We start from the raw sequence: 20318 nt of genomic DNA on the forward strand, positions 1-20318 counted from the left end.
TTGGTCTACTACGACCTGGAACTCAAGGTGCTCTGGGCCAACCAAAATGCCGCTGCTTCGGCCGGCCTGGCCCCGGAAGAACTGGTCGGTCGTTACTGCTATGAAGTATGGCACCGCCGTAGCGAAGAATGCCCGGACTGCCCGGTTCGCAGCGCACTCCAAACCGGCGGGATACAGGAGGCCCAAACCACTGCGCCGGATGGGCAAAACTGGTTCATTCGGGCCTATCCGTTTAAGGATGAACAGGGTGTCATCCGGGGCGCCTTAAAATACGCAGTGAACATTACGCACCGAAAGCGGGCTGAAAAAGAGTTCCAGAACCACCAGGTCCGGCTTGAGGAACTGGTGCAGGCACACACCGCCGAACTAGCCGCGGTCAATGAGCAACTACAAGCGGTCAATGAGCAACTGCAAAAGGAAATCGCCGGCCGGCGCCGGATGGAAGAGGCGCTTCGCTCGTCCGAACAACTGTTCTACAAGATCTTTCATTCAAGTCCCGACGTCATGTTCATTGTTGACTCCGAAGGCCGTTACCTTGATGTGAACGAAAACTGGTCGCGCCTCACCGGCAAGCGCCGGGAAGAGGCCATCGGGTCCAGAGCCGCGGAACCACTCCTTGTGTTCAGCCCGTTTATACTGGCGCGCGTGGCCGGAGAAGTTTCTGCGCACCGGACCTTGCACAACCTCGAGATCCGCTATCAGGCGGACTCCGGTGACACGCATGTGGGACTTTTGTCCCTGGAATTGCTGGACCTAAACGGCCGGCCGTGTTTCCTGGTTTCCCTGAGAGACGTTACCGCCGGGAAGCAATTGGAACACGAAATGGCGCGGCTGGACCGGCTGAACGTCATTGGTGAAATGGCGGCCGGCATAGTCCACGAAATCAGAAACCCGCTGACGGCGGTACGGGGATTCCTGCAGATGTTCAGGGAGCGGAAGGAGTGGTCCGGTTACGTCAAGCACCTCGACCTGATGACCGCCGAACTCGACCGGGCCGGCGCCATCGTCACCGGATTTCTGTCCCTGGCGAAGAACAGGCCGCTGAACCAAAAACCCCAGAACCTCAATACCATCATCTTGTCCCTGCTACCGCTCATCCAGGCCGACGCCTTGACCGTGGACAAGCAGGTACAGGTCCAGCTCACCGAGGTGCCGGACTTGCTACTGGACGGGAACGAAATCCGCCAACTCATTTTGAACCTGGCCCGCAACGGGCTGGAAGCAATGAAGGCTCCGGGGATACTGACGCTCGGCACGTCTTTGGACGGCGGCGAAGTGGTCCTGGCCGTCCGGGACCAGGGCACCGGCATCGAACCCGGACTCATCGACAAGATCACCCGGCCCTTCGTGACCAACAAGGAACAGGGTACCGGACTGGGACTGGCCGTGTGTGAAAGCATCGCCGCCCAGCATAACGCCCGGATGACTTTTGAAACGGGCCCCGCCGGAACCACCTTTTTCGTTCGCTTTCAGCCGCCCGCCGATATCTCCCCGAAAAACGCCCCTCCCGGGACCAAATTCCCCTCCTGACCGCATTTCGAATTCCGGCCTGCCAACAGCCAGCAATAGAAACCGCTTTTTGGCGAACCTATGGACAACCCCGATGCAAACGCGGCCAACTTGGGAGCTAATCTCCCATGTGCAGCCATCCGGAGTGATTTTCGGTCATTATTTGACAATCATTCGTAATATCTACTCCTAGTTTTTCTAGCTCCAGCTTTTGTTTGCTTGCTCGCAAGCGTATAATATATTAACTGATTCGGGCACATGTTCTAAAGTTATGGATTAGAAAGCTAGCGGCAGTACGTGAAACAAATCGTTAGTGCATTGTGGTTTGGATTTTGGCATTCAGGGCGATTTCGCCCCAAATCAATTGTTTATATCCGGTACTGGTGAACTGATGCGCGCGGACTAAGTAGGACGCTGGATGTCTTGGAGGTGATGGTAGAACTCGGACTTGGAGGTATCATGGCTTCACTACACTGGGTCGACAATCGTGCATAGTTCGGCGAGAGGAGGGATTTATGATATGTTTGAGCCTTTTTGGGCCTGGACAGCGGACCTCGCGGTCAACAAGCCCATTTCGTTCGGGCTGGTGGTTTGCGTCACCATGGCCGGATTGGGTTTGGCCTGTGCCATGATCGCGGATCTCCTGTTTATGCTTCTCCGTATCGACCTCGGGAAGTACGCCAAGGAATACGAAGAAGGCGGCGGCTTGCACTAACCGGAGAATCACCAATTGGGCCGGATCGTTAACCCCGAGCACCTCAGGGTTTTTCTTGGGGTAGACCGGTGGACAAGTCTGGGACTCAGACGTTGCCCGAAAATAAACCTCCTTGCCCGGGATAGAATAATGGGCCAAGGAGGTTTCTCACTTGAACAAGACGCGGATCACCCTGCGCGCGCGACTACATCTGCTGCAGGCGGCGGATCCGGTCGTCCAGGTCGGGATGGCTGGAGAACAGCTGGGCCAGGGAGCTCTTCGGCTTCCCCCCGCTGATCTTCATGGTCTGCAGCACCTGCTGCTCTGTGTCCACCAACTCCACGTTCTTTTTCAACGCAGTGAGGGCCCGGATCATCTTCTCCTTGCCGGCCAGCTTTGCCCCGCCGCCGTCGGCGCGGTACTCCCGGTGCCGGGAGAAGGCCAGCACGGCGATGCTGCCCAGGATCGAGAACAGGATCTGGAAGACGATGATGGCCACGATATGGACGATGTGGGCAACCTCGCTCCGCACCGTACTGGCGATGGCGTGGGCGATGATCCGGGACAGGAACACCACAAAGGTGTTGATCACACCCTGGACCAAGGCCATGGTGACCATGTCGCCGTTGGCGACGTGGGCCACCTCGTGCGCGATGACCCCTTCCACCGCGTCCTGGTCCATCCGCCCCAGCAGGCCCGTCGAAACGGCCACCAAGGCTTTGTTCCTGGTGGGACCGGTGGCAAAAGCGTTCACTTCCGGCGACTGGTAAATCCCCACTTCGGGCATCACCTTCAGGCCGGCCCGGCGGGACATCTCGTGCACCATTTCCACCAACCGGCGTTCCTGGCCCGTGAGGTTACCCCGGGGTTCCAGCACGTGCACCCCCATCATCTGCTTCGCCATCCACCGGGAGAGCGCCAAAGAGATAAAGGCGCCGGAAAAGCCGACAACCGCGGCAAACACCAGCAGGCTGGCGTAGTTGATGCCCTGCCCTTCCACGTAGCGGTTCACACCGAGCACACTGGTGACAATCATGATTGTGGTCAGCACCAGTAAGTTAACCAGCAGGAATAATCCGATGCGCTTCATCACAACACCTCCTTTCCCCTGCCTGTTTGTCTGTCATTTGTTATTATGACCGATAACCGGTTCCCGTTCAAGTCCGCAAAAGCGGATTTTCAGGCGGGAACCCGGCTGAAATCGGCCGGCCTTCAGGGTTGCGCACCCCGGCCCGGATGTTTCTATGGTAGAATCCTTGTAGGGAACAATAACGGCGGACAAAGGGTGAAGCCTGTGAGCCTGTATCGAGGATTTCCAGTATCACTGACATTCGGGTTCTTGGCCGGTAGGAGGTGGCCCGGGAAAGATGCCCGGTTTTCCCAGAGACAGCTGCATACGTTGCGGCACGTGCTGTCTGAAGGGCGGGCCCACTCTCCATCATGAGGACAAAAAGCTCCTTCTGAATGGACATGCCGGGTACGAGCACCTGGTCACCATCCGGAAGGGCGAGGCGGTGTTCGACCCCGTCCTGGGCGCCCCGCGGCCGACCGGACACGAACTCGTCAAGGTGCGCGGCAAGGGAAACGGGTGGTCCTGCTGCCTTTTTGACGAAAGGAGTTCCGCCTGTAGGGTCTATGAGCACCGGTTCCTGGAATGCCGTCTGTTGAAATGTTGGGACCCCGCCGATTTGGTGGCCGTGATCGGCGTGCACACCATCGTGCGCACCGACGTCATCAATCCCGGGGACCCGGTCCGGCAGGTCATCATGGCGCACGAAAAGGAATGCCCTCCCGATGAAGTGCGAGTATTGATCGACGGCCTCTCCCGCGGGGAAGACCGGACCAAGACCCTCGCCGCCCTCACCCGGCTGGCCCGCAGAGATTTGGCCGTCCGCCGATACGCCAGAACCGAAATGGGACTCCGGGCGGAGCATGAATACTTCATCTTCGGCCGCCCCCTGTCCAGGATTCTGGCCTCCCATGGCATTATGATCCACAAAAGAACCGCGGGAAATCCGCCGGGGAAGGACAGGTCTTGACCTTGAGAGCCGTGCTTTTTGACCTTGACGGAACGTTGATCGATTCGATCCCCTTGATCCGCTGGACCTTCGAACGGGTTTTCGAGGACTTCGGCCTGGCTTGGGAGGATGGTGCAGTAATGCACACCATCGGACTCCCCCTGCGGGAAATCGCCGCCCGCTGCGCGCCGGACCGGGCGGATGAATTCATGAAACGGTATGTGGCCTTCCAGAAGACGAGGTTCAGGGAGTTGACCAGAGCGTTTCCGGGGGCGCTGGAAACGCTGGAAACCCTGAAGTCGGCCGGCTACCGCACCGGCGTCGTGACCTCCAAGCGCCGCGACCCCGCCCGGGCGAGTTTAGCCCTTACCCGGCTTGACCGGCACATTGAGGCGGTTGTGTCCGCGGATGACGTGACGAGACCGAAGCCCGACCCGGAACCGGTGTTCAAGGCCCTCGCCCTTTTGGACACGCCGCCCCGGAACGCGGTTTATATCGGCGACAGTTGGTACGACATCGTTGCCGGCAAAGAGGCCGGCGTAGTCACCACCGGCGCGACGTGGGGCGTGGCGGGCCGGGACCGGTTGGCCGAACACGCCCCCGACATCATTGTGGACTCCTGGGCTGAGTTCCTGGCGGCGCTTCCGGTCTTTTGAGGAAGAACGCCGGTGTCTGCGGCCGGCCGCTTCGCCGCTGCGGCGCCGATTTGCATCACAACGATTGACCCGCCGTCTTTACGGCGATATGATTGTTCCAGCAAGATTAAAAAAGAACGGGGCTTACCCCGCTCTGCCAGTTATGATTCCTCTTGACTCAGAGCGCTGTTGATCCCGATTCCAAGAGCCAACAGCCCGACAAGAAACGTCATTACCGTCACAATTCCCATGAAACTGTAGGTGCTAAACACGCCGAACATAAAAAAGGACACGACCATCAGAACAATGCCGATCCCCAATGGAACCATAACCGAACCCCTCCTCGAGCCGAAACACAAACTCGGGCGCCCCGTTTGCGTCGGCCTCTTTTAGCCAATATAAACAATCCAAGCCCTTGTGTCAATACCCCTGCCTTGTACGTCCAGCCCAGTGGAAGGGTGAGCTTACCTCAGGCTGATCCTTTATAATTACAAGAAAAGAATCGGCCCGGGGGTGGCGTCGTTTAATGAATCCAATGAATAGGCGCAAATTCATACAATTAGGGTTGACGGTGGCGGCCACCGCAGGTTTGACGGGATGCAAGGTTTTCCCGGAGCCCTACAAACCAGGCGAAGTGGAAGAACTTCCTCCCGCGGATGAAAAGAAAGAGGCGCTGCCAGACCCGCTCATTCCCCGGCGGCAACTCGGGCGGACAAGCTTGTATACCAGCATATTCGGTCTCGGTGGTGCCTTCGCCATCGCCCGGGGCCGGCAGAATGAGGCCGCCGCTATCATTAACCGGGCACTCGATCTCGGTGTAAACTATATCGATACGGCTCCCACCTACGGCAACAGCGAGAGCAATATCGGCCAGGTGATGCGGTACCGGCGGAACGAAGCATACCTGGCCGGCAAAACGCTGGACCGAACCCGCGACGGGACCATGCAACTGTTTGAGCAGAGCCTAAAAAGGCTGCAAACCGATTACCTGGACCTGTATCAGCTTCACGCGGTACATTCCCATCAAGACTTAAGGCGGCTATTCGGCGCGCAGGGAGCCATCAAGGCCATGGAGGAGCTGAAAGAAGGCGGGGTCGCAAAATTCACCGGGATAACCAGCCACAAGAATTGTGCCGTCCTCTTGCAGGCCCTGGAAGAGTATGATTTTGACTGTGTGCTTGTTGCCTTGAATGCCGGCGATGTGCATGATGATTCCTTTGCCGAAAATGTCCTCCCACTTGCCCGACGGAAAGACATGGGTGTGGTCGCCATGAAGGTGGCGGCCTACGGACGAATTTTCCGGGAGGGGGGAGGCGTCTCCATGGAACAGGCCTTGGGGTATGTGCTGACCTACCCGGTGAGCACGGCTATCGTTGGAGTTTCCACCCTGGAGGAATTGGAGGAAAACGTCCGTATCGCCCGCACTTTCCGGCCGTTTTCAATAGAGCGGATGAAACAGATGGAAGAACTGACCGAGCCGTACCAGCGGGAAATAAACTTTTTCAAACACCAGTGGTAGGAAAGCGCCCACCGGATAATCCACGCCTTTTAGTGCCTGGCGCCTGTCTCCTTCGCAAAGCGAAACCCGCCAGCCCTTGAAACTGGCGGGTTTTTGTGGCGAGTAAACCTGTAAGCCGAGTTCTGTCGTGGATGATCATCTATCTGGGACGCCGGTCGCCCGGACGCCTCTAGCGACCTAACCCGGGGACGGAGCGGGCCGCTCCATCGTCCCCCTATTTGGTCTTGCTCCAGGTGGGGTTTACCTAGCCGGCCAGTCGCCTGACCGCTGGTGCGCTCTTACCGCACCGTTCCACCCTTACCGTACCGGCCGCCGGTCTCAGGAAGTCCGTCTCGGCGTTTGCCGATTCCAAACCTCCGGCGACCGGCTCCGACGCACGGCGGTACACATTTCTGTGGCACTTTCCTTGGGGTCGCCCCCACTGGGAATTACCCAGCACCCTGCCCTGCGGAGCTCGGACTTTCCTCGAATACCAAGCGGTACCCGCGATCATCTGGTTTACTCGCCAAAGACATGATACCATTCGGAGCGTCAAAAATCAAGAAAAACAGCGGTTTTCAGCCCGGCCGGCCGTGGCCGTTGTTCTAAAGGTTTCCGAACGGATCCTGGTGGGTTCGGGCGACGGCGAAACGCACGTCGGCGCCGGCGGCCCGGCAGCGCCCGGCCAGGTGGTCCCGCAGGGGCTCCAGGATGATCCGTTCGCTGGGATAATGGCCCGGATCGACGAAGTTCATACCGGCGGCCAGGATGTCCCGCGCGGTGTGATATTTTAGATCGCCGGTCACGAACACATCGGCGCCGGCGAAGGCCGCCTTGCCCCACAGGTCGCCGCCCGAACCACCGCAAAGGGCGACTTTGGATACCATCCGGTCCCGCGGGCCGCCCACCCGGACGGACGGGACGCCGAGCACCGCTTTCACCCGCCCGGCGAAAACGTCGAAGGGCAGCGCTTCCGGCAGGCGCCCGACCCGCCCCAGCCCACCCTCCTCGTCCAGCACCCGGAAGCCGGTCAACCCCAACCGCTCGGCCAGCACCGCGTTCACCCCCTGCTCGGCGGCGTCCAGGCTGGTGTGGGCGGCGTACACGCCGATCCCGGCGCGGATCAGCCGGGCGAGGAGCGCCCCGCCGGGCAGGTCCAGGCGCACGCTGCGCACCGGCCTGAAGATCAGGGGGTGGTGGGCGACGATCAGCCCGGCCCCCAGCGCCACCGCCTCGTCCACGACCCGGTCGTCCGCGTCCAGGGCCAGGAGAACGGCCTCCACCGGACTTTCGGGGTCCCCCACCTGCCAGCCGGTGTTGTCCCCCTCCAGCGCCAGGGCGCGCGGGGCCATTTCCTCCACGAAGGTGACAATCGTTTGGCACTTTAAAGGCATTTCTCCAACGCCTCCAGTTGTTCCAGCCGGGCTCCGGCGGCGGCCCGGCGCTGGTCCAGTTCTTCGCGGCCGCTTTTCTCCAGCCCGTCCAGCATCTTTTCGTAGCGCGCCCTGATCACGGCCAAATAGCGCGGCAAGAACGGGTGCTTACGCGCTACCAGGTCGGGACCGACCTCCAGCAGGAGATCGTCCACCGGCTCGGAACGCCCTTTTTCGGCCCAGATCACCGGGTAGAGCCGCCCGGCGTCCGGGACGAGGGTCTCGGCCGCAATCCGGAAGCCGTTTTCGATCAGCCAGCGGCGGGCCGGGGTCACCGGCTCTTGGGGCTGCAGCACCAGAGTCTCGACCGTTCCCAATACCTCCGGGGACGCGCCCAGGATGGCGGCGATATTCCGCCCGCCCATCCCGGCGAGCACCACCACCTCGGCCTCTCCGGGGGCGACCGGCGCCAGCCCGTCCCCGGCCCGGACGTCGATAAACTCGCCCAGGTCACTTGCGGCCACCGCCTGCCGGGCAGCGTCCAGGGGACCGGGCGCCTTCTCCACCGCGATCACCCGCGGCGCCACCCCCCAGCCCACCAGGTAGACGGGCAGCAGGGCATGGTCGGTACCGATGTCGGCCACCGTCTTCCCGGGCGGAATATAATCGGCGACGGCCTGGAGCCGCGCCGGCAGCTCGATCATCATCCGTGCGGCCACCTGCTTCCAACCTCCCGCGGTTTTAGAGTACCCGGCAAATTATACTCGGCGGCCCATAACCTGTCAACCAGGGGAAAATGCACGCCGGACTGACGCGTAAAAAATAGCCGCAACTCGGGGGAAATTATCTCGCACCAGCCCCTGGAAACCTTGATATGGCTCTCGTTATAAAGGCCATGCGTCAGTCCTGAAAATTCGTGCTGGGCTGACGCTCCGTTCGCACCTTCCTCGGACAAACGGCAAGCGGTCTGATAGAATGAGTATGCACAGGGGAGGGAGCCGACTTGCAGTACATGCAGTGTCTGGTCTGTGGTTATATTGTCCCGGGTGAGTCGCCTCCGATGCGCTGCCCCTTGTGCGGGGCCGCGGAGGACAAGTTCCGGGGGTTGACGCTCCGCACCGGGGATAACCAAGTCATGGCGAACGTGGACTGGCTGGACCACTTGAATAACGGCGTCCTGTACCTGGCCTACGCGCTCCGGGCCGAGGAGGAGGGCTACCCCGAGATTGCCGCCGCGCTGTACCGAATAGGCCGGGACAAGGCCCGGCACGCCGCTGAATGGCTGAACCGGCGGCAACCGCCGGGTGGCAGCGCCGACAATCTCCGCCTGCTTCTGCGGCACGAGGAGGCAACCGCCGCAAACCTGTCCGGGCTCGCCGGGGCCGCGCGCAAGGCCGGGGATACCGAGACCGCCCTCTTCCTGGAACGCGTCGCCGCCGCGGAGCGCCGCCACGGGAACGTGCTCCGAAACTTGCGCCAACGACTTTTTGGGGAATAGATCCGAGGCCATAAGAGTCATAAACTCACAAGGAGGCCAAATGCTCCGGTGGAGACCGTGAAGGAGTTCTTTCAATACGTACTGGGCGTGCTCGGTGACGCGTACTTCCACCGCCACCTGGCGGCCACCTTTTTCGGAGTGCTGGCCGGCTTTCTGCTCTCTCTGTCCGTGCAACGGCGGCACGAGCGCAAGTCCAACCGGCACACCCGGGATATGTATCTCCTGGCGCTGAACGTCGAGCTCACCCACAACACCGACCTGCTCCGGGAACTCGCCGCTTTGAACGCGGGTCTGAGCAGGGACGCCGCCCCCTACGAACCCGCCGCCCTGCGCACGTTCTACTCGCTGCTGGAAGGGGTTGCGGGGCGCCTGCGCTTCAATGTGTTCAACGGGATAATGGCCAACGGCATGCTCGGTTTCCTGGAAGGCCGGGCGGTGCACTCCATTCTGGAGACCTACCGGCGGCTGGACCGCCTGGTCTTGGAGATCAAGAGCAGCCAAGCCTGGCTGCCCCTAGCGCCGGGAGAAACGGCGGAACTGTGGCTGGAGCGAAAGATGGGCATCGTGCAGTACCTGGGCACAGTCACCGCAGAAGCCCTGGAGCAGGCGGAATCCACCAGGGAAGAACTTCTGCGTCTGCTGCCCAAAAAGACCACGGCGGGCCGCGGACCCAAGCTCAACCCCGGAGCGCCGCATACGGAAATCAGCGCTGACTAGTCAGCTTCCCGGAGCAAGTGTCCTGCCCACCGGCAGTGGAAAACCCCGCCTGTGCGGACGGGATTGACCTTTTTCCCCTTGCCCGCCGCGCCGCCCGGCGGCCTACCGGGGAGAAGGCCGGCCGCCGGAACTCTTCTCGGCCCTGGGGTCCGAGAGCACCGCGTAGCCGCCAAAAGCCGCCAGGGAGACGATGATGGCGTTAATGAAGGCCAGGAAAATGTTCGCGGCGATTTCCCCAACCGAACCGGCCAGAAGACCCTGCTGCCAGAACATCAGCAGCACCAGCACGAGCGCCCACCCGAAGGTGTAGGCCCGGACGGCCTCGTCGGCGTACCGCCGTTTGACCAGGCTCTTGGTGAACTGGACGATCAGGGCCAGGACGATGACCATCCCCGAAAAGCTTGCCAAGTAGTCGGCGGTCACGAACTCGTTGGGCATGCACACCCCCTCCTTTTTGCAGACATTACTATTCGCCGAGTGTCCGGGGTATTCATCGTTGTCCGCCCCATCCGGCAACAAACCCGCGTTCACCATCGCCGCCCTGGCGGGACACATCGCCGCCGAGATTATCCGGGAAGGCTGACCGGTGACCTGGTAATTCCGCGGCTCACGGCCGGGCGGAACAAAGAAGAGCCGGGTATCTGACTCACCCGGCCCGCATAAGTAGGTGGCTATTCCGGGTTCGAATACTGGAAATGTGTATCCGGCCGCTACTGGCATCCTGGAACCACTGTAAATCGCTCTTATCGTCGCCGAGGTTGTTATCGGGGTATCAACGATTTGAATGCTATTGTTTATTCCTGCCCGGGTTTCCAGATTTCCCAAACTTTGCCCACCAGGTTCGGGCCGGGTTTGAGCGTGATTTTGCCGGGTTGCCAGCCCGACGGGGTGGCTTCGCCGGTGGCGCGCACGTGTTGGTAAGCCTGCACCTGCCGGATGAACTCCGACACGTTACGGCCCACCGGCGGGGTCAGCATCTCCATAGCCTGGATGACGCCGTCCGGGTCAATCAGGAACCGGCCCCGAATATCCACGCCGGCTTCGTGGTCGTACACGCCGTACACTGTCCCGATCCGGCCGCCGGCGTCGGTGAGCATAGGGAATGGCACGCCGCCGGGTACCATCTTGGAGAGTTCCTCTTCCTGCCAGATCTTGTGCACGAAACGGCTATCCGTGCTCATGGCCAGGACATGTACCCCCAGCGCCTTGATCTCGTCGTGACGGGCGGCCACGGCCGCCAATTCGGTGGGTCAAACGAAGGTGAAGTCACCGGGATAGAAGCAAAGCACCACCCACGAGCCCCTGTAGTCTGAAAGCTTGACGTTTTGAAACCCCCCGTCCAGGTATGCGTGAGCCTCAAAGTCAGGGGCCGGTTTACCTACGCGTGCCAGCACTTGCGGCACCTCCTTCACAGCCTGCGGGCCGGTACCCGGGCCGGCCTCGGGCACGTTGTCGGTCTGCGCCGTCATGGGCCCCTTTGCCGGGGCGACGCACTGATCCTTCGGGTCTGCCATCTTGTACCACCTCCAATTAGTACTTAATGCAGAAAGACACTTGTTGTCAAGTCGGTGGGCCGTTTCTTTGTGTTAATTATTGTTTAATTTTTGTTAAATTTGCCATCTGCCATTTTTATCTGTCCAGCGGCGAAAACAAAAAAACCGCAAAAACCTTTATTCTTGGAGGCTTCGCGGGTTGTTATTGGTGGGCGATGCTGGATTTGAACCAGCGACCCCCTGCTTGTAAGGCGGTTGTCCCTGCATTTTGGAGCTCTTGAGACACTTGGTTGAACACCAACGATCCTTGAATTTAGCAGCTTTGCGGTGCTATGTGCGGTCAGGTTAGGTTGGCTTGGTTGGCCAGTGGGCACCAAAATAGGCACCAAGGGCCTCGACGGAGACACCCTTGAAGCAAGCCCATAAGGGTTTGTATTGTCTCCTGCATTCCTTACGGCTGATCGATGCCCACGCGCAACGCCTCCCGTACAGGTGAGTTACTGATCGCCGCTACCGGCTGCTGCGGAATCTTTTTGGATTTCCAGCAGATTTTCCCGGTCCAAGCCGGTAATCTCCATGATGTCCTCCAGGGCGAGGCCTTTTTTCAAGGCCGCCAAAGCGACCTCCCTCTTGCCCTCTTTGATGCCCTCTTTGATGCCCTCCTTGATGCCCTCTTTGATGCCTTCCTTGATGCCTTCCTCCCGGCCTTGCTGATGATAAGAAGTGGTGATTTCCATAAAATTTCGCACCTCCTCGGGTTTGAGTTCTCGGGGCAGGCGTTCGCGGTATTTTTGTTCCTCCGCCTCGTCCAAGCGGAGATAGGTCTCGAAAAAAGCGGTCAGCAGGGTGTTCCGGACCAGGTCCAGGCGCATGTTGGCCAGCATGCGGGCAAATTCGATCTTGACGCTCACTTTTTCCTCCGCACTGAAGTTCATTTTGCTGAGCAGGGCGGCGGCCACCGGATTGTTGCTCCCAATGTAGTCCCGCCAAGATTCTTTCCGGAGCTGGACCTTGAAGAAGCGGAATTCCAAAACGTCCAGAAAGGAGAAGCTGATCCGGAAGCGGTCTTCCTCTTCCACTCCGGCATCATGGGCGTAAACGGCGATGGGCAGAATTTTTCGCTGGTGCTTTTCATGCAACCGGGCGAAGTACTTGAACATCATCCGGTTGTAGTCCGGCACCCGCTGGGATTGGTTTTCCACGTGCACCAGGATCAGGCCCTCTTCGTCCTTGAGCCGGGTCTCCACCAGGATGTCCACCACGTGCTTTTCCTTGTCCAATACGTCGGTGATGATTTCCTGAGGCCGGAATTCCAGGTGGTCTGGATCCATAAGCCGACCGACCTGCGGGAAAAACAGGTTGATGAATTCGTAGAAGAAGGTCTCCAGCAGCTGCTTGAACAACTCGTCGTGCTTGTCGCGCCGGACTTGCTCCCGGTTTTTTTCGCCCGCTTTGTCCAAGAGCAACCCCCTCTCCTTCAGGTAACTGTATTTTACACCATCCCTGGTTTCCGGTAAATAGATGTTTCGCCCCACTCTTCGCGCATTTGCCGAATCTCTACCTAGCCGGCGGTATTGACGGTAATGCACATGACTACAGCGAAGGCACCCACTGTCATTGCCACAAGGGCCACTGCACTCGCCGTTGCCGATAACAGTCTCTTAAGTAGTGTCAGCAATGTAACCACCCTATCCCGCCGAAATTCGCAGACGTCTGAGGGTCCGTTTCGCCAGGAAAAGCTGTAACGGCAAGGCAACGACCAAGGACAGAAGTACCGGCATAATGGGTAGTGCTGCTACGACCATAGTCAGGTGGGACAAGGCCGCGCCAGCCAGCGTGCCTCCTATCCCCCTAGGCTGCCAGCAGGAAATATGTAGCACGGGGCCGGCGCATTGCGCGTACAGCTTAGAGAATAAAATACGGCCAGGCTTCTCGCATATACCAGAAGACATACACCAAACAGGAACACCAGCCCCGCTCCAAAAGCCAGTGTAAGGAACCGCATATATCCGTACGCAGTCATCTCTTCACATATAAGATAATCATGACATGTTCCATCGCTCCCCGGTCCATCCAGCCACTTGGTGCATCTCGACGATGGAGTCGTCGCCGGCTCGGGCCGTAATCCAAACTTGGCTGCTGAACTGCTCTTTCGGTAGGGAGTGTCGTGCAGGACCGGTTTGCGCCGCCGCAGCCGGCGTTTTAGGCGCGTGAGGCCGTCTGGAAGGATTTGTGCTTGTGCACAAAATAAAGGCTCAGCAGGAGAGCGGCGGCCGGCAGGACGGCCACCAGTCCGAAAGCGGCCCGGTAGCCGGCGATTAGAGCGGCCAGCCCCGCCGCCGGCGGACCAAGAACCTGCCCGATGTCCATCATGGTGGCCAAACCGCCCAGGGCAGCGCCTCGTTTCCCGCTTTCCACCAGTTCGGCCGCCAGGGGCCTTGTGCCGGAGGTGACCAGGGCGAACCCCAAGCCGAAACCGAAGCTCAGCAGGACAAATCCGTAAAGGGTGCACCAAATGGGAACGGCGGCGGCGGAAAGGGCGCTCAAGGCCAGGCCCGCCAAAATCAACGGGATTCTGCCCACCCGGTCGGACACTCGGCCGAAGACCGGTTTCAGGAAGATGACGCCCGCGAGTTGTATGCCCATGACGGCCCCGATCTGCCATACGGGCAGGCCCAGGTGCCGGGCGAACAGCGGGAACATGACCTCAAAGGCCCCGTAGGCGAAAAAGACCGCCGCTTCCACGCCGCCCACCATCAGAAAACCGCGGTTTTGCAGCAGGGACCGGAGAACTTCGAAGAGCCCCTCGTTTCCGGCGGCGGCAGCCTCTTTCTCACCTCGTCCTTTGACAACCTCTTTCCCGCCTCGTCCTTCTTGACCGTCGCGCAGCATGGTCCCCAGCGCCAAGGCCGCCAGCCCGGCGGCGGCGCAAAGCAGAAAAACGCTTTCAAATCCCCAGGAGGCCAGCAGCAAACCGCCCAAGAAAGGGGCCAGCGCCCGGCCCGCCATGGTGGAGGAGGTGAAGACCGCCAGCATCTCGCCCCGGCGGGCGCCGCCGGCGGCGGCGACGGCCGCCAGCGCCACCGGGGCAAAGGCGGCGGTGGCCACCCCGTGATAAAACCGCGCCGCCGCCAGTTGCCAGGGTTCGTACACCCATAAATACAGGAGCGGGGCCGTAACAAACACCAACAGCGACACCAGCAGAATCTTTTTCCAGGAGTAGCGGTCCGCCAAAGCCCCGGCCAGGTAACTCACAAAAAGGCCCGGTATGGTTGAGGCCGCGGCAATCAATCCCACCTGGGCGTCGTTGGCGCCCAGGTGGGAGGCGAACAAAGGCAGCGTCGGGGTCTTGGACAGGGTGGAGCTGAAAATGGCCGCAAAGCCGCAAAGGCTGAAGAACCAGACCAATCGGGCGTTCACCGGCGCGCCCTACTCGCCACCAGCCGTCCAGGCCCGTATTTCCCGGTGCATATCCAGGTACCGCCCGGTCGTCGCGATGTTCTTGCCGTACTTAGGATAGGTCCGCAGGATCTCTTCGAAACGGTCTTCGGCGTCCTGTTCGCCGGACACGATGCCGGCGGGGTCGCAAATGATGTCGGCCAGGCGGTCGGCGTAAATGACAATCTTTTCTTCCGGCGTGCCGAGCGTGTAATCCAGGGCCGGCAGGCCCAGCTCCGCCGCTTCGGCAGTGGTCAGCCCGCCGCGGATGTGCTTGCGGATGATGGCGACCACGGCCTCGTCCAGGCCGAGTTCCAGGGCTATGGCGGCACCCAGTTCACCATGCTCGATACCGTAGGTTTTGGCCTTGCCCAGATCGTGATAGAGCGCGCCCTTGAACACCAGGGCCATGTCCAGGTCCAGGCCGGTGCGGGCGGCGATTTCCAGGGCCTTGCGGGCCACGGCCATACTGTGTTCCACCGCCTCCTCGGGGCACCCGGCCCCGCGCAGGGCGGCCAGATCCGGCCCGGCCTTGTCTTCCACCACGTGGTGGAGAAACTCGGCCACTCCTTCCTCACCCCAGGCGGTGCGCACGAAGTCGAGGTTGGGCTTAAGGTTCGGCAGGCTGTGCCTTTCGGCTTTGAATTCCCGGTCCAGGTCCAGCCATTCGTGCAGCATCCGGTAATCCTTGCCGGTTCGCTTCAGGCTGGTTTTCACGTGTTCTTCAAATGGCGGCATCGTTTTTCACTCTCCAAAAAATAAATTTGTTTGGCCTGGCGCGCATCGCTGCGGGTAACCAAGGTTACACTGTAACCATGGTTACATCTTAGCCCGCGAGGTGGCGGCTGTCAAGAGGCGATTTTTTTAGTCTTCCAAATTTCCCGGCCGCCCCCCTCGCCTGCGGATTGATTTGGCGCCGATTGACGCGGGGCGGTGGCCATACTTATAATAAAGTGCAACCACGGTTACAAGAAATTTCGCCCGCCGTGGAAGCCCCGGCCGCAGCCCGGCTCCCTCCGGTTGCTGTTCGTGCGTTCCGAGGCGGAGAAAGGGATCAACGTGGAGTGGATCATGATGGTCTACCAGCTTCCCAAGTCGAGAACCAGCGCCAAGAAACTGGCGATCTGGAGAAAGCTGAATCGGCTGGGGGTATACTCGCCGCAGGATTCGGTTTTTATCCTCCCTTACTCGGAGAGGACCCTGGAACACTTTGAGTGGCTGGGCGAGGAAATCGTTGAAATGGGGGGCGAGGTTGCGCTGTGGGCGGTGAGAAGCCTGAAACCTTTTCAGGACGAGCGCATCAAGGAGTATTTTCTGGAAAAGGTTAACGAGCAGTACCGGAGCGTGATGGCCAGGGTGGACGAGATTGACGATCTGGAACAACTGCGGGACCAGTGGGCGCTCTTCGGCCGGATAAAGACCCAGGACTACCTGAAGTCGCCGCTCTCGTCCGAGGTCCAAAGGGCCATTGAAAACAAGGCGGCCGCGTTGTCGGGGAAGAAGGAGGAAAACGAATGAAGTGGGTCACCTGGGAAAACGTGGGCGTGGACCGGATTTCCAGCGCCTGGCTCATCGCCCGGTTCATCGACCCGGAGGCCGAGTTCCGGTTCATCAGGAAGGGAGAGCGCATCAGCGAGGCAGACGGCACTCCTTTCGACGTGCCGGGGGTGCGGCTCACCCACCGGCGGGGCCACTGCACTTTTTGCACCATCCTAAAGGAGTACGAGCTCAAAGACCCGGTGCTGGACCGGCTGGGAGCCGTCATTGACGCCGCCGACACCGTCCACGACCTATTGCCCCCGCCGGAGGCCGCCGGTGTGGACCTCATCTTCCGCGGGCTGCGCAAAGTGACGGGCGACGATTTCAAAGCCCTCGAAACCGGGTTTGTCGTTATGGATGCCTTGTACCGTCAGCTCTCGGATGAACTGTAGGAAATAGGCGGCAAAAAATAACCGGGCATGCGCCTCCAAAATGTAATATATTGCCAGTCAGAGAACCGTCCCCGGACTGTTCACCCACCTGCATCCGCTACAGGTGGGTGCAAATACTTTTCCGGATCTGGAAACTCCAACTGATTATTGTCCATGAGGTTCAGTGACCCTGTTCGGCGTTCGGCGAACCGCCATTGTTTAGCGGCAGGGGTTTACAGCAGATCCGCCTTCGCCAGCGCCCGCTTGAGCAACACCGCGGCCTGCGCCCGGGTGAGCCTGTCGGCGGGAGCAAGCTTTCCTTCCGGGGTTCCGCCGATGATCCCGGTTTGCACCGCCGCGGCCATTGTGGCGCGCGCCCAAGCGCCCACTGCACCGGCATCGCGGTAGGATTCCAGGATGCTTTCCGGCGCCGGGGGCACCTCGACGCCCAGGCGCTTAAGGAGCCTGACCGTCAGAACCGCGGCCTCCTCACGGGTGACGCTCCTTTCCGGCCCGAAGGTTCCGTCCGCGTAACCGCCCACGAGCCCCGCCGCTGCGGCGGTACTCACCGCTTTGGCGTACCAGGCGCCAGAAGGTATGTCCGTGAAGGTTTTTCCTGCCGCGTCCTGTGCTTTGTGCCCGGCGAACTCCAGGGCATTGACCACCATGGCGGCGAACTCCGCCCGGGTGACGGTTCTGTCCGGGGCGAAGCTGCCGCCGGGCAGGCCGCCCACAATATACCGTGCGCTCAGAATCTGGATATCGTTTATCGCCCAATGGCCCGCCAGGTCGCTGAAGGCACGCGCCTCTTCAAACACGGCGTAGCGGGAAAAGCCCGTGAGTCTGACCCGGACGGTGTTGGTGGCGGTGTCCGCCCTGCCCCCCACATAGCGCCACTTTTCTTTCTCCCACCGGTAGATCCCCAGGCGGGATGGGTTCTGCACCCGCTGCGGGTCGTAAGGCAAAATCAGGTGGCGTTCTCCTTCCAGGTTCACTTCGCGGTCACCCCGTTTTACGCGGGCGCTAACCTCCACATCCGCGCCGGCCGGCCGGAGGTGCGCCGGAGATGGCGGCAAATCACCCACGCCCGGAGTAACGCTAATGACAATCATGCTGCCGGCATCTTGTTCCAGGAGGGCTTGCGCCAGACGGGGCGGGAGAACAACCGCGGCTTGCGGGGTATTGATCCGCACTTCGCGGCCAAGATCCCGCATTCCCTCAAGAGCGCCGGCGTCTACCGTCACGCCCTGTTCGGCTTCCTCGGCGGAAAAGTCCTCCGTAAAGGTCGCGCCCGTTGCTCTCTGGACGTCCGGCGCGGTAACAGCCGGGGCGGCAGGCGGCACAACAAGCGGCACAACAGGCGGCACGGCAGGGGTTACATCGTCCCAGCCGCCTGGCACCGGCGCGGGCGCCTGCGCTTTGACCGTGAGGGTAAAGGCCTTGGTGTCGCCGGCCGTCCCCTTGCTGATGGTGGCGGTCAGGGTGAGTTGCTTGTCGCCCTGGGTGTGGGAGGGCCGCGTCACTTTACCGTCAATAGCGATTACGGAGGTGTCGCTGCTCTGCCAGGTGACGGTGGTCCCGCCGGCACCGCTTGCCGGCAGGGTCAGGTCGCTGGTGATATTGTCGGGTGCCGGATTCGCTCCCTTGATAATGTCGAAGGTCAGCGCCGCTTTGCCCGCCGCCACGGCTTCCGCGTCGGTCTGCGCCAGCGCTTTGACCGTGAGGGCAAAGGCCTTGGTGTCGCCGGCCGTTCCCTTGCTGATGGTGGCGGTCAGGGTGATTTGCTTATCGCCCTGGGTGTGGGAAGGACGCGTTACCTTGCCGTCATTGCCGATTACGGAGGTGTCGCTGCTCAGCCACGCGAAGGTGGTCCCGTTCGCACCGCTTCCCGGCAGGGTCAGGTCGCTCGTGATGCTGTCGGCCGCCGTATTCGCTCCCTTAATATCGTCAAAGGTCAGTGCCGTTTTGTCCGCCCCCACGGCCTGGGCGTCGCTGAGCACCCCTGTGCCGGAAAGTGGTACATCTAGCTGGCTGTTGGCAGGGTCGTTTGATGGTATCCTTAACAAAGCGCTCTTGGCACCAGCGGAAGTGGGAGAGAAAACAACCTCCAGCGAAGCGCTGTGTCCCGGTGTCAGCGTTTGTCCGGAAGCCTGGTCGTTTTGAATGCCGAATTGGCCGGCGTCAAGGCCGGTTATCACTATCGCCCCAACAATAAGGTTAGCCGTGCCGTTGTTGGTAATGGTGAAGCTTCGCGCGGACGATGTATTGTCCACGAAAATATCGCCGAAGTTGTGACCACCAGGGCTTACCTCTATGAACGGCACCGAAATAAAGGCGGAGACTTTGAGGTAGCTGGAAAAGTCCACGTGGTCGCTCACCCTGTCCCCGGTTCCCAACGGGTTGGTCGCGTGTCGCGGGCCGGACGCCGCACCCCAGAAGTTGTATTTGGCGTTTACCGTAACTGACGAGCTGATGTTCTGTACTCCGAAGTTGGCGTTTCCGGTGATGTCATTGCCTTGACCAGCGGCGCCGCCGATGACCGGGTTAGCGTTATTCTCGCAGTAAACACCGATTGGGTTGTTAGAGATGGTATTCTTTGTGACCGCCGGGTTGCTGTCGCGGAGGTGAATGCCGCTATGAGCGTTGTTGCGCATGGTGTTGCCGGAGATGGTCACGTTGCTCCCGGCGTACTCCAGGAGGATGCCGTGGCTGGCGTTATGCTCGAAGGTGTTGCCGCTAACCGTGTGGACGGCGCCGGTGTCCCACAGGCGCAGGGCGTGGGAGGCGCTGTTGCTTAAAACCGAGTTGGTCAGGGTGAGTGTGCCTGCCCCGGTCTTATAGAGGTTGCCGACGTGGCGGCCCGTGTAAAAGGGCGCGTCCCACCAAATCACCGCCCCGCCGTAGCGGATCACCGTGTGGTCCAGGGTGGCGGCCCCGTTGTTGCGGATCTCGATCCCGATCCACCACCCGGCGGCCGGGACGGTGGTCGAACCGTCGCCGTTGGTGTCACCGCCCGCCGCGTCGTCCCGGTAGTCGGTGAAGTAGATGGGGGCGGCAGCAGTACCCCGAGCCAAGAGGATGCCGTTCACATGCAGGCCGGTGTTCTGGGCGAATTTGACCACGCGCCCCGCCGTAACGGTCAGGGTCCTGCCGGCGGCCACGGTGATGTTCCCCCGCAGGAAATAGACCCGGTTGTTATCCCAACTGACATTAGCATTGATGGTGCCGCCTTCCACATGCAACGGGCCGTCAAAGATGTTGTTAGCATCCACCGTTACCCCCGAACAGGGTGCCGCCAGGCCGATGGGGCCGATGGTGTTGCCGTTTAAGGTATTGTTGGCAATGGAGGTGGGCAGCCTAGTGCCGTCGCCGGCCACGTAAAGCCCGTAGTGGGCATTGCCCAGGCTGGTGTTGACGCTAATCGCCGGGCTGCTGTTGTTGATGTGAATGCCGCTATGAGCGTTGTTGCGCATGGTGTTGCCGGAGATGGTCACGTTGCTCCCGGCGTTCACCAGTACTATGCCGTTATTGGCGT

General features: G+C 60.7%; 19 protein-coding genes and 1 other RNA gene. 9 read left to right on the top strand and 11 right to left on the bottom strand.

The genetic code is table 11. From position 1 onward, the window contains the following. Both AB1402_05845 and AB1402_05850 read left to right on the top strand, forming a co-directional pair. Complete coding sequence (locus tag AB1402_05845; GenBank protein MEW6541118.1) at positions 1-1530, top strand: PAS domain S-box protein; 1530 nt, start codon at positions 1-3, stop codon at positions 1528-1530. 499 nt (positions 1531-2029) lie between these two features. Further along, entirely contained in the window at positions 2030-2224 is a 195-nt protein-coding gene (locus AB1402_05850; GenBank protein MEW6541119.1) for a hypothetical protein, read from the top strand. 184 nt (positions 2225-2408) lie between these two features. Here AB1402_05850 and htpX read toward each other — a convergent pair whose 3' ends face one another. Further along, positions 2409-3296 (bottom strand): protease HtpX, encoded by an 888-nt coding sequence (htpX, locus tag AB1402_05855; GenBank protein MEW6541120.1) that lies wholly within the window; start codon positions 3294-3296, stop codon positions 2409-2411. Between the two features lie 274 nt (positions 3297-3570). Between htpX and AB1402_05860 the strand changes: the two genes are divergently transcribed. Next, entirely contained in the window at positions 3571-4242 is a 672-nt protein-coding gene (locus AB1402_05860; protein MEW6541121.1) for a YkgJ family cysteine cluster protein, read from the top strand. Beyond that, positions 4239-4877 (top strand): HAD family hydrolase, encoded by a 639-nt coding sequence (locus AB1402_05865; GenBank protein ID MEW6541122.1) that lies wholly within the window; start codon positions 4239-4241, stop codon positions 4875-4877. Before AB1402_05860 ends, AB1402_05865 begins: the two co-directional genes overlap by 4 nt. Before the next feature lie 140 nt (positions 4878-5017). Here the strand turns inward: AB1402_05865 and AB1402_05870 are convergent, their stop codons facing one another. Next, positions 5018-5185, bottom strand: coding sequence for a hypothetical protein (locus AB1402_05870; GenBank protein MEW6541123.1), 168 nt, complete (start codon positions 5183-5185; stop codon positions 5018-5020). A 389-nt stretch (positions 5186-5574) separates the two neighbouring features. On the opposite strand from AB1402_05870, the gene AB1402_05875 reads away from it, so the two are divergent. Beyond that, positions 5575-6375 (top strand): aldo/keto reductase, encoded by an 801-nt coding sequence (locus AB1402_05875; GenBank protein ID MEW6541124.1) that lies wholly within the window; start codon positions 5575-5577, stop codon positions 6373-6375. Between the two features lie 95 nt (positions 6376-6470). Here the strand turns inward: AB1402_05875 and rnpB are convergent. The 3 genes from rnpB to AB1402_05890 form a co-directional block, all read right to left on the bottom strand. Beyond that, positions 6471-6880: RNase P RNA component class A (rnpB, locus tag AB1402_05880), an RNA gene on the bottom strand. 79 nt (positions 6881-6959) lie between these two features. Continuing rightward, entirely contained in the window at positions 6960-7748 is a 789-nt protein-coding gene (locus AB1402_05885; GenBank protein MEW6541125.1) for a Nif3-like dinuclear metal center hexameric protein, read from the bottom strand. After that, complete coding sequence (locus AB1402_05890; protein ID MEW6541126.1) at positions 7739-8446, bottom strand: class I SAM-dependent methyltransferase; 708 nt, start codon at positions 8444-8446, stop codon at positions 7739-7741. The genes AB1402_05885 and AB1402_05890 overlap by 10 nt, the downstream gene beginning before the upstream one ends. Positions 8447-8739: 293 nt before the next feature. Between AB1402_05890 and AB1402_05895 the strand changes: the two genes are divergently transcribed. Continuing rightward, positions 8740-9225: a rubredoxin-like domain-containing protein gene (locus tag AB1402_05895; protein MEW6541127.1), complete on the top strand. Its 486-nt coding sequence runs from the start codon at positions 8740-8742 to the stop codon at positions 9223-9225. Positions 9226-9273: 48 nt separating this feature from the next. Beyond that, positions 9274-9942: a hypothetical protein gene (locus AB1402_05900; GenBank protein MEW6541128.1), complete on the top strand. Its 669-nt coding sequence runs from the start codon at positions 9274-9276 to the stop codon at positions 9940-9942. A 102-nt stretch (positions 9943-10044) separates the two neighbouring features. On the opposite strand, the gene AB1402_05905 is transcribed toward AB1402_05900, so the two are convergent. From AB1402_05905 to AB1402_05925, 5 genes are all read right to left on the bottom strand, one after another. Further along, entirely contained in the window at positions 10045-10380 is a 336-nt protein-coding gene (locus AB1402_05905; protein MEW6541129.1) for a hypothetical protein, read from the bottom strand. Between the two features lie 356 nt (positions 10381-10736). Next, a complete protein-coding gene (gene prxU, locus AB1402_05910) occupies positions 10737-11411 on the bottom strand; it encodes a thioredoxin-dependent peroxiredoxin (protein ID MEW6541130.1) in 675 nt (224 codons plus the stop codon). 521 nt (positions 11412-11932) lie between these two features. Next, a complete protein-coding gene (locus AB1402_05915; protein ID MEW6541131.1) occupies positions 11933-12901 on the bottom strand; it encodes an Rpn family recombination-promoting nuclease/putative transposase in 969 nt (322 codons plus the stop codon). Between the two features lie 736 nt (positions 12902-13637). Continuing rightward, on the bottom strand, positions 13638-14855 hold the full coding sequence (locus tag AB1402_05920; protein MEW6541132.1) for an MFS transporter: 1218 nt from the start codon (positions 14853-14855) through the stop codon (positions 13638-13640). A 9-nt stretch (positions 14856-14864) separates the two neighbouring features. Beyond that, on the bottom strand, positions 14865-15611 hold the full coding sequence (locus AB1402_05925) for an HDIG domain-containing metalloprotein (protein MEW6541133.1): 747 nt from the start codon (positions 15609-15611) through the stop codon (positions 14865-14867). Between the two features lie 291 nt (positions 15612-15902). On the opposite strand from AB1402_05925, the gene AB1402_05930 reads away from it, so the two are divergent. Together AB1402_05930 and AB1402_05935 are read left to right on the top strand one after the other, a co-directional pair. After that, positions 15903-16391, top strand: a complete 489-nt coding sequence (locus tag AB1402_05930) for a Chromate resistance protein ChrB (GenBank protein ID MEW6541134.1) — start codon at positions 15903-15905, stop codon at positions 16389-16391. After that, positions 16388-16804: a chromate resistance protein ChrB domain-containing protein gene (locus tag AB1402_05935; GenBank protein MEW6541135.1), complete on the top strand. Its 417-nt coding sequence runs from the start codon at positions 16388-16390 to the stop codon at positions 16802-16804. The genes AB1402_05930 and AB1402_05935 overlap by 4 nt, the downstream gene beginning before the upstream one ends. 212 nt (positions 16805-17016) lie before the next feature. On the opposite strand, the gene AB1402_05940 is transcribed toward AB1402_05935, so the two are convergent. Then, positions 17017-20318 (bottom strand): immunoglobulin-like domain-containing protein (locus AB1402_05940; protein ID MEW6541136.1); only part of this gene is annotated, 3302 nt, incomplete at its 5' end.

The organism is Bacillota bacterium, from assembly GCA_040757205.1.
Taxonomy (GTDB): domain Bacteria; phylum Bacillota; class Desulfotomaculia; order Desulfotomaculales; family Desulforudaceae; genus Desulforudis.

What these genes read in the sequence shown, in the direction of transcription:
- AB1402_05925 (MEW6541133.1), bottom strand. Translation starts at nt 15,611, where the DNA reads ATGCCGCCATTTGAAGAACACGTGAAAACCAGCCTGAAGCGAACCGGC.
- AB1402_05850 (MEW6541119.1), top strand. Translation starts at nt 2,030, where the DNA reads ATGTTTGAGCCTTTTTGGGCCTGGACAGCGGACCTCGCGGTCAACAAG.
- AB1402_05870 (MEW6541123.1), bottom strand. Translation starts at nt 5,185, where the DNA reads ATGGTTCCATTGGGGATCGGCATTGTTCTGATGGTCGTGTCCTTTTTT.
- AB1402_05935 (MEW6541135.1), top strand. Translation starts at nt 16,388, where the DNA reads ATGAAGTGGGTCACCTGGGAAAACGTGGGCGTGGACCGGATTTCCAGC.
- AB1402_05895 (MEW6541127.1), top strand. Translation starts at nt 8,740, where the DNA reads ATGCAGTGTCTGGTCTGTGGTTATATTGTCCCGGGTGAGTCGCCTCCG.
- AB1402_05885 (MEW6541125.1), bottom strand. Translation starts at nt 7,748, where the DNA reads ATGCCTTTAAAGTGCCAAACGATTGTCACCTTCGTGGAGGAAATGGCC.
- AB1402_05860 (MEW6541121.1), top strand. Translation starts at nt 3,571, where the DNA reads ATGCCCGGTTTTCCCAGAGACAGCTGCATACGTTGCGGCACGTGCTGT.
- AB1402_05905 (MEW6541129.1), bottom strand. Translation starts at nt 10,380, where the DNA reads ATGCCCAACGAGTTCGTGACCGCCGACTACTTGGCAAGCTTTTCGGGG.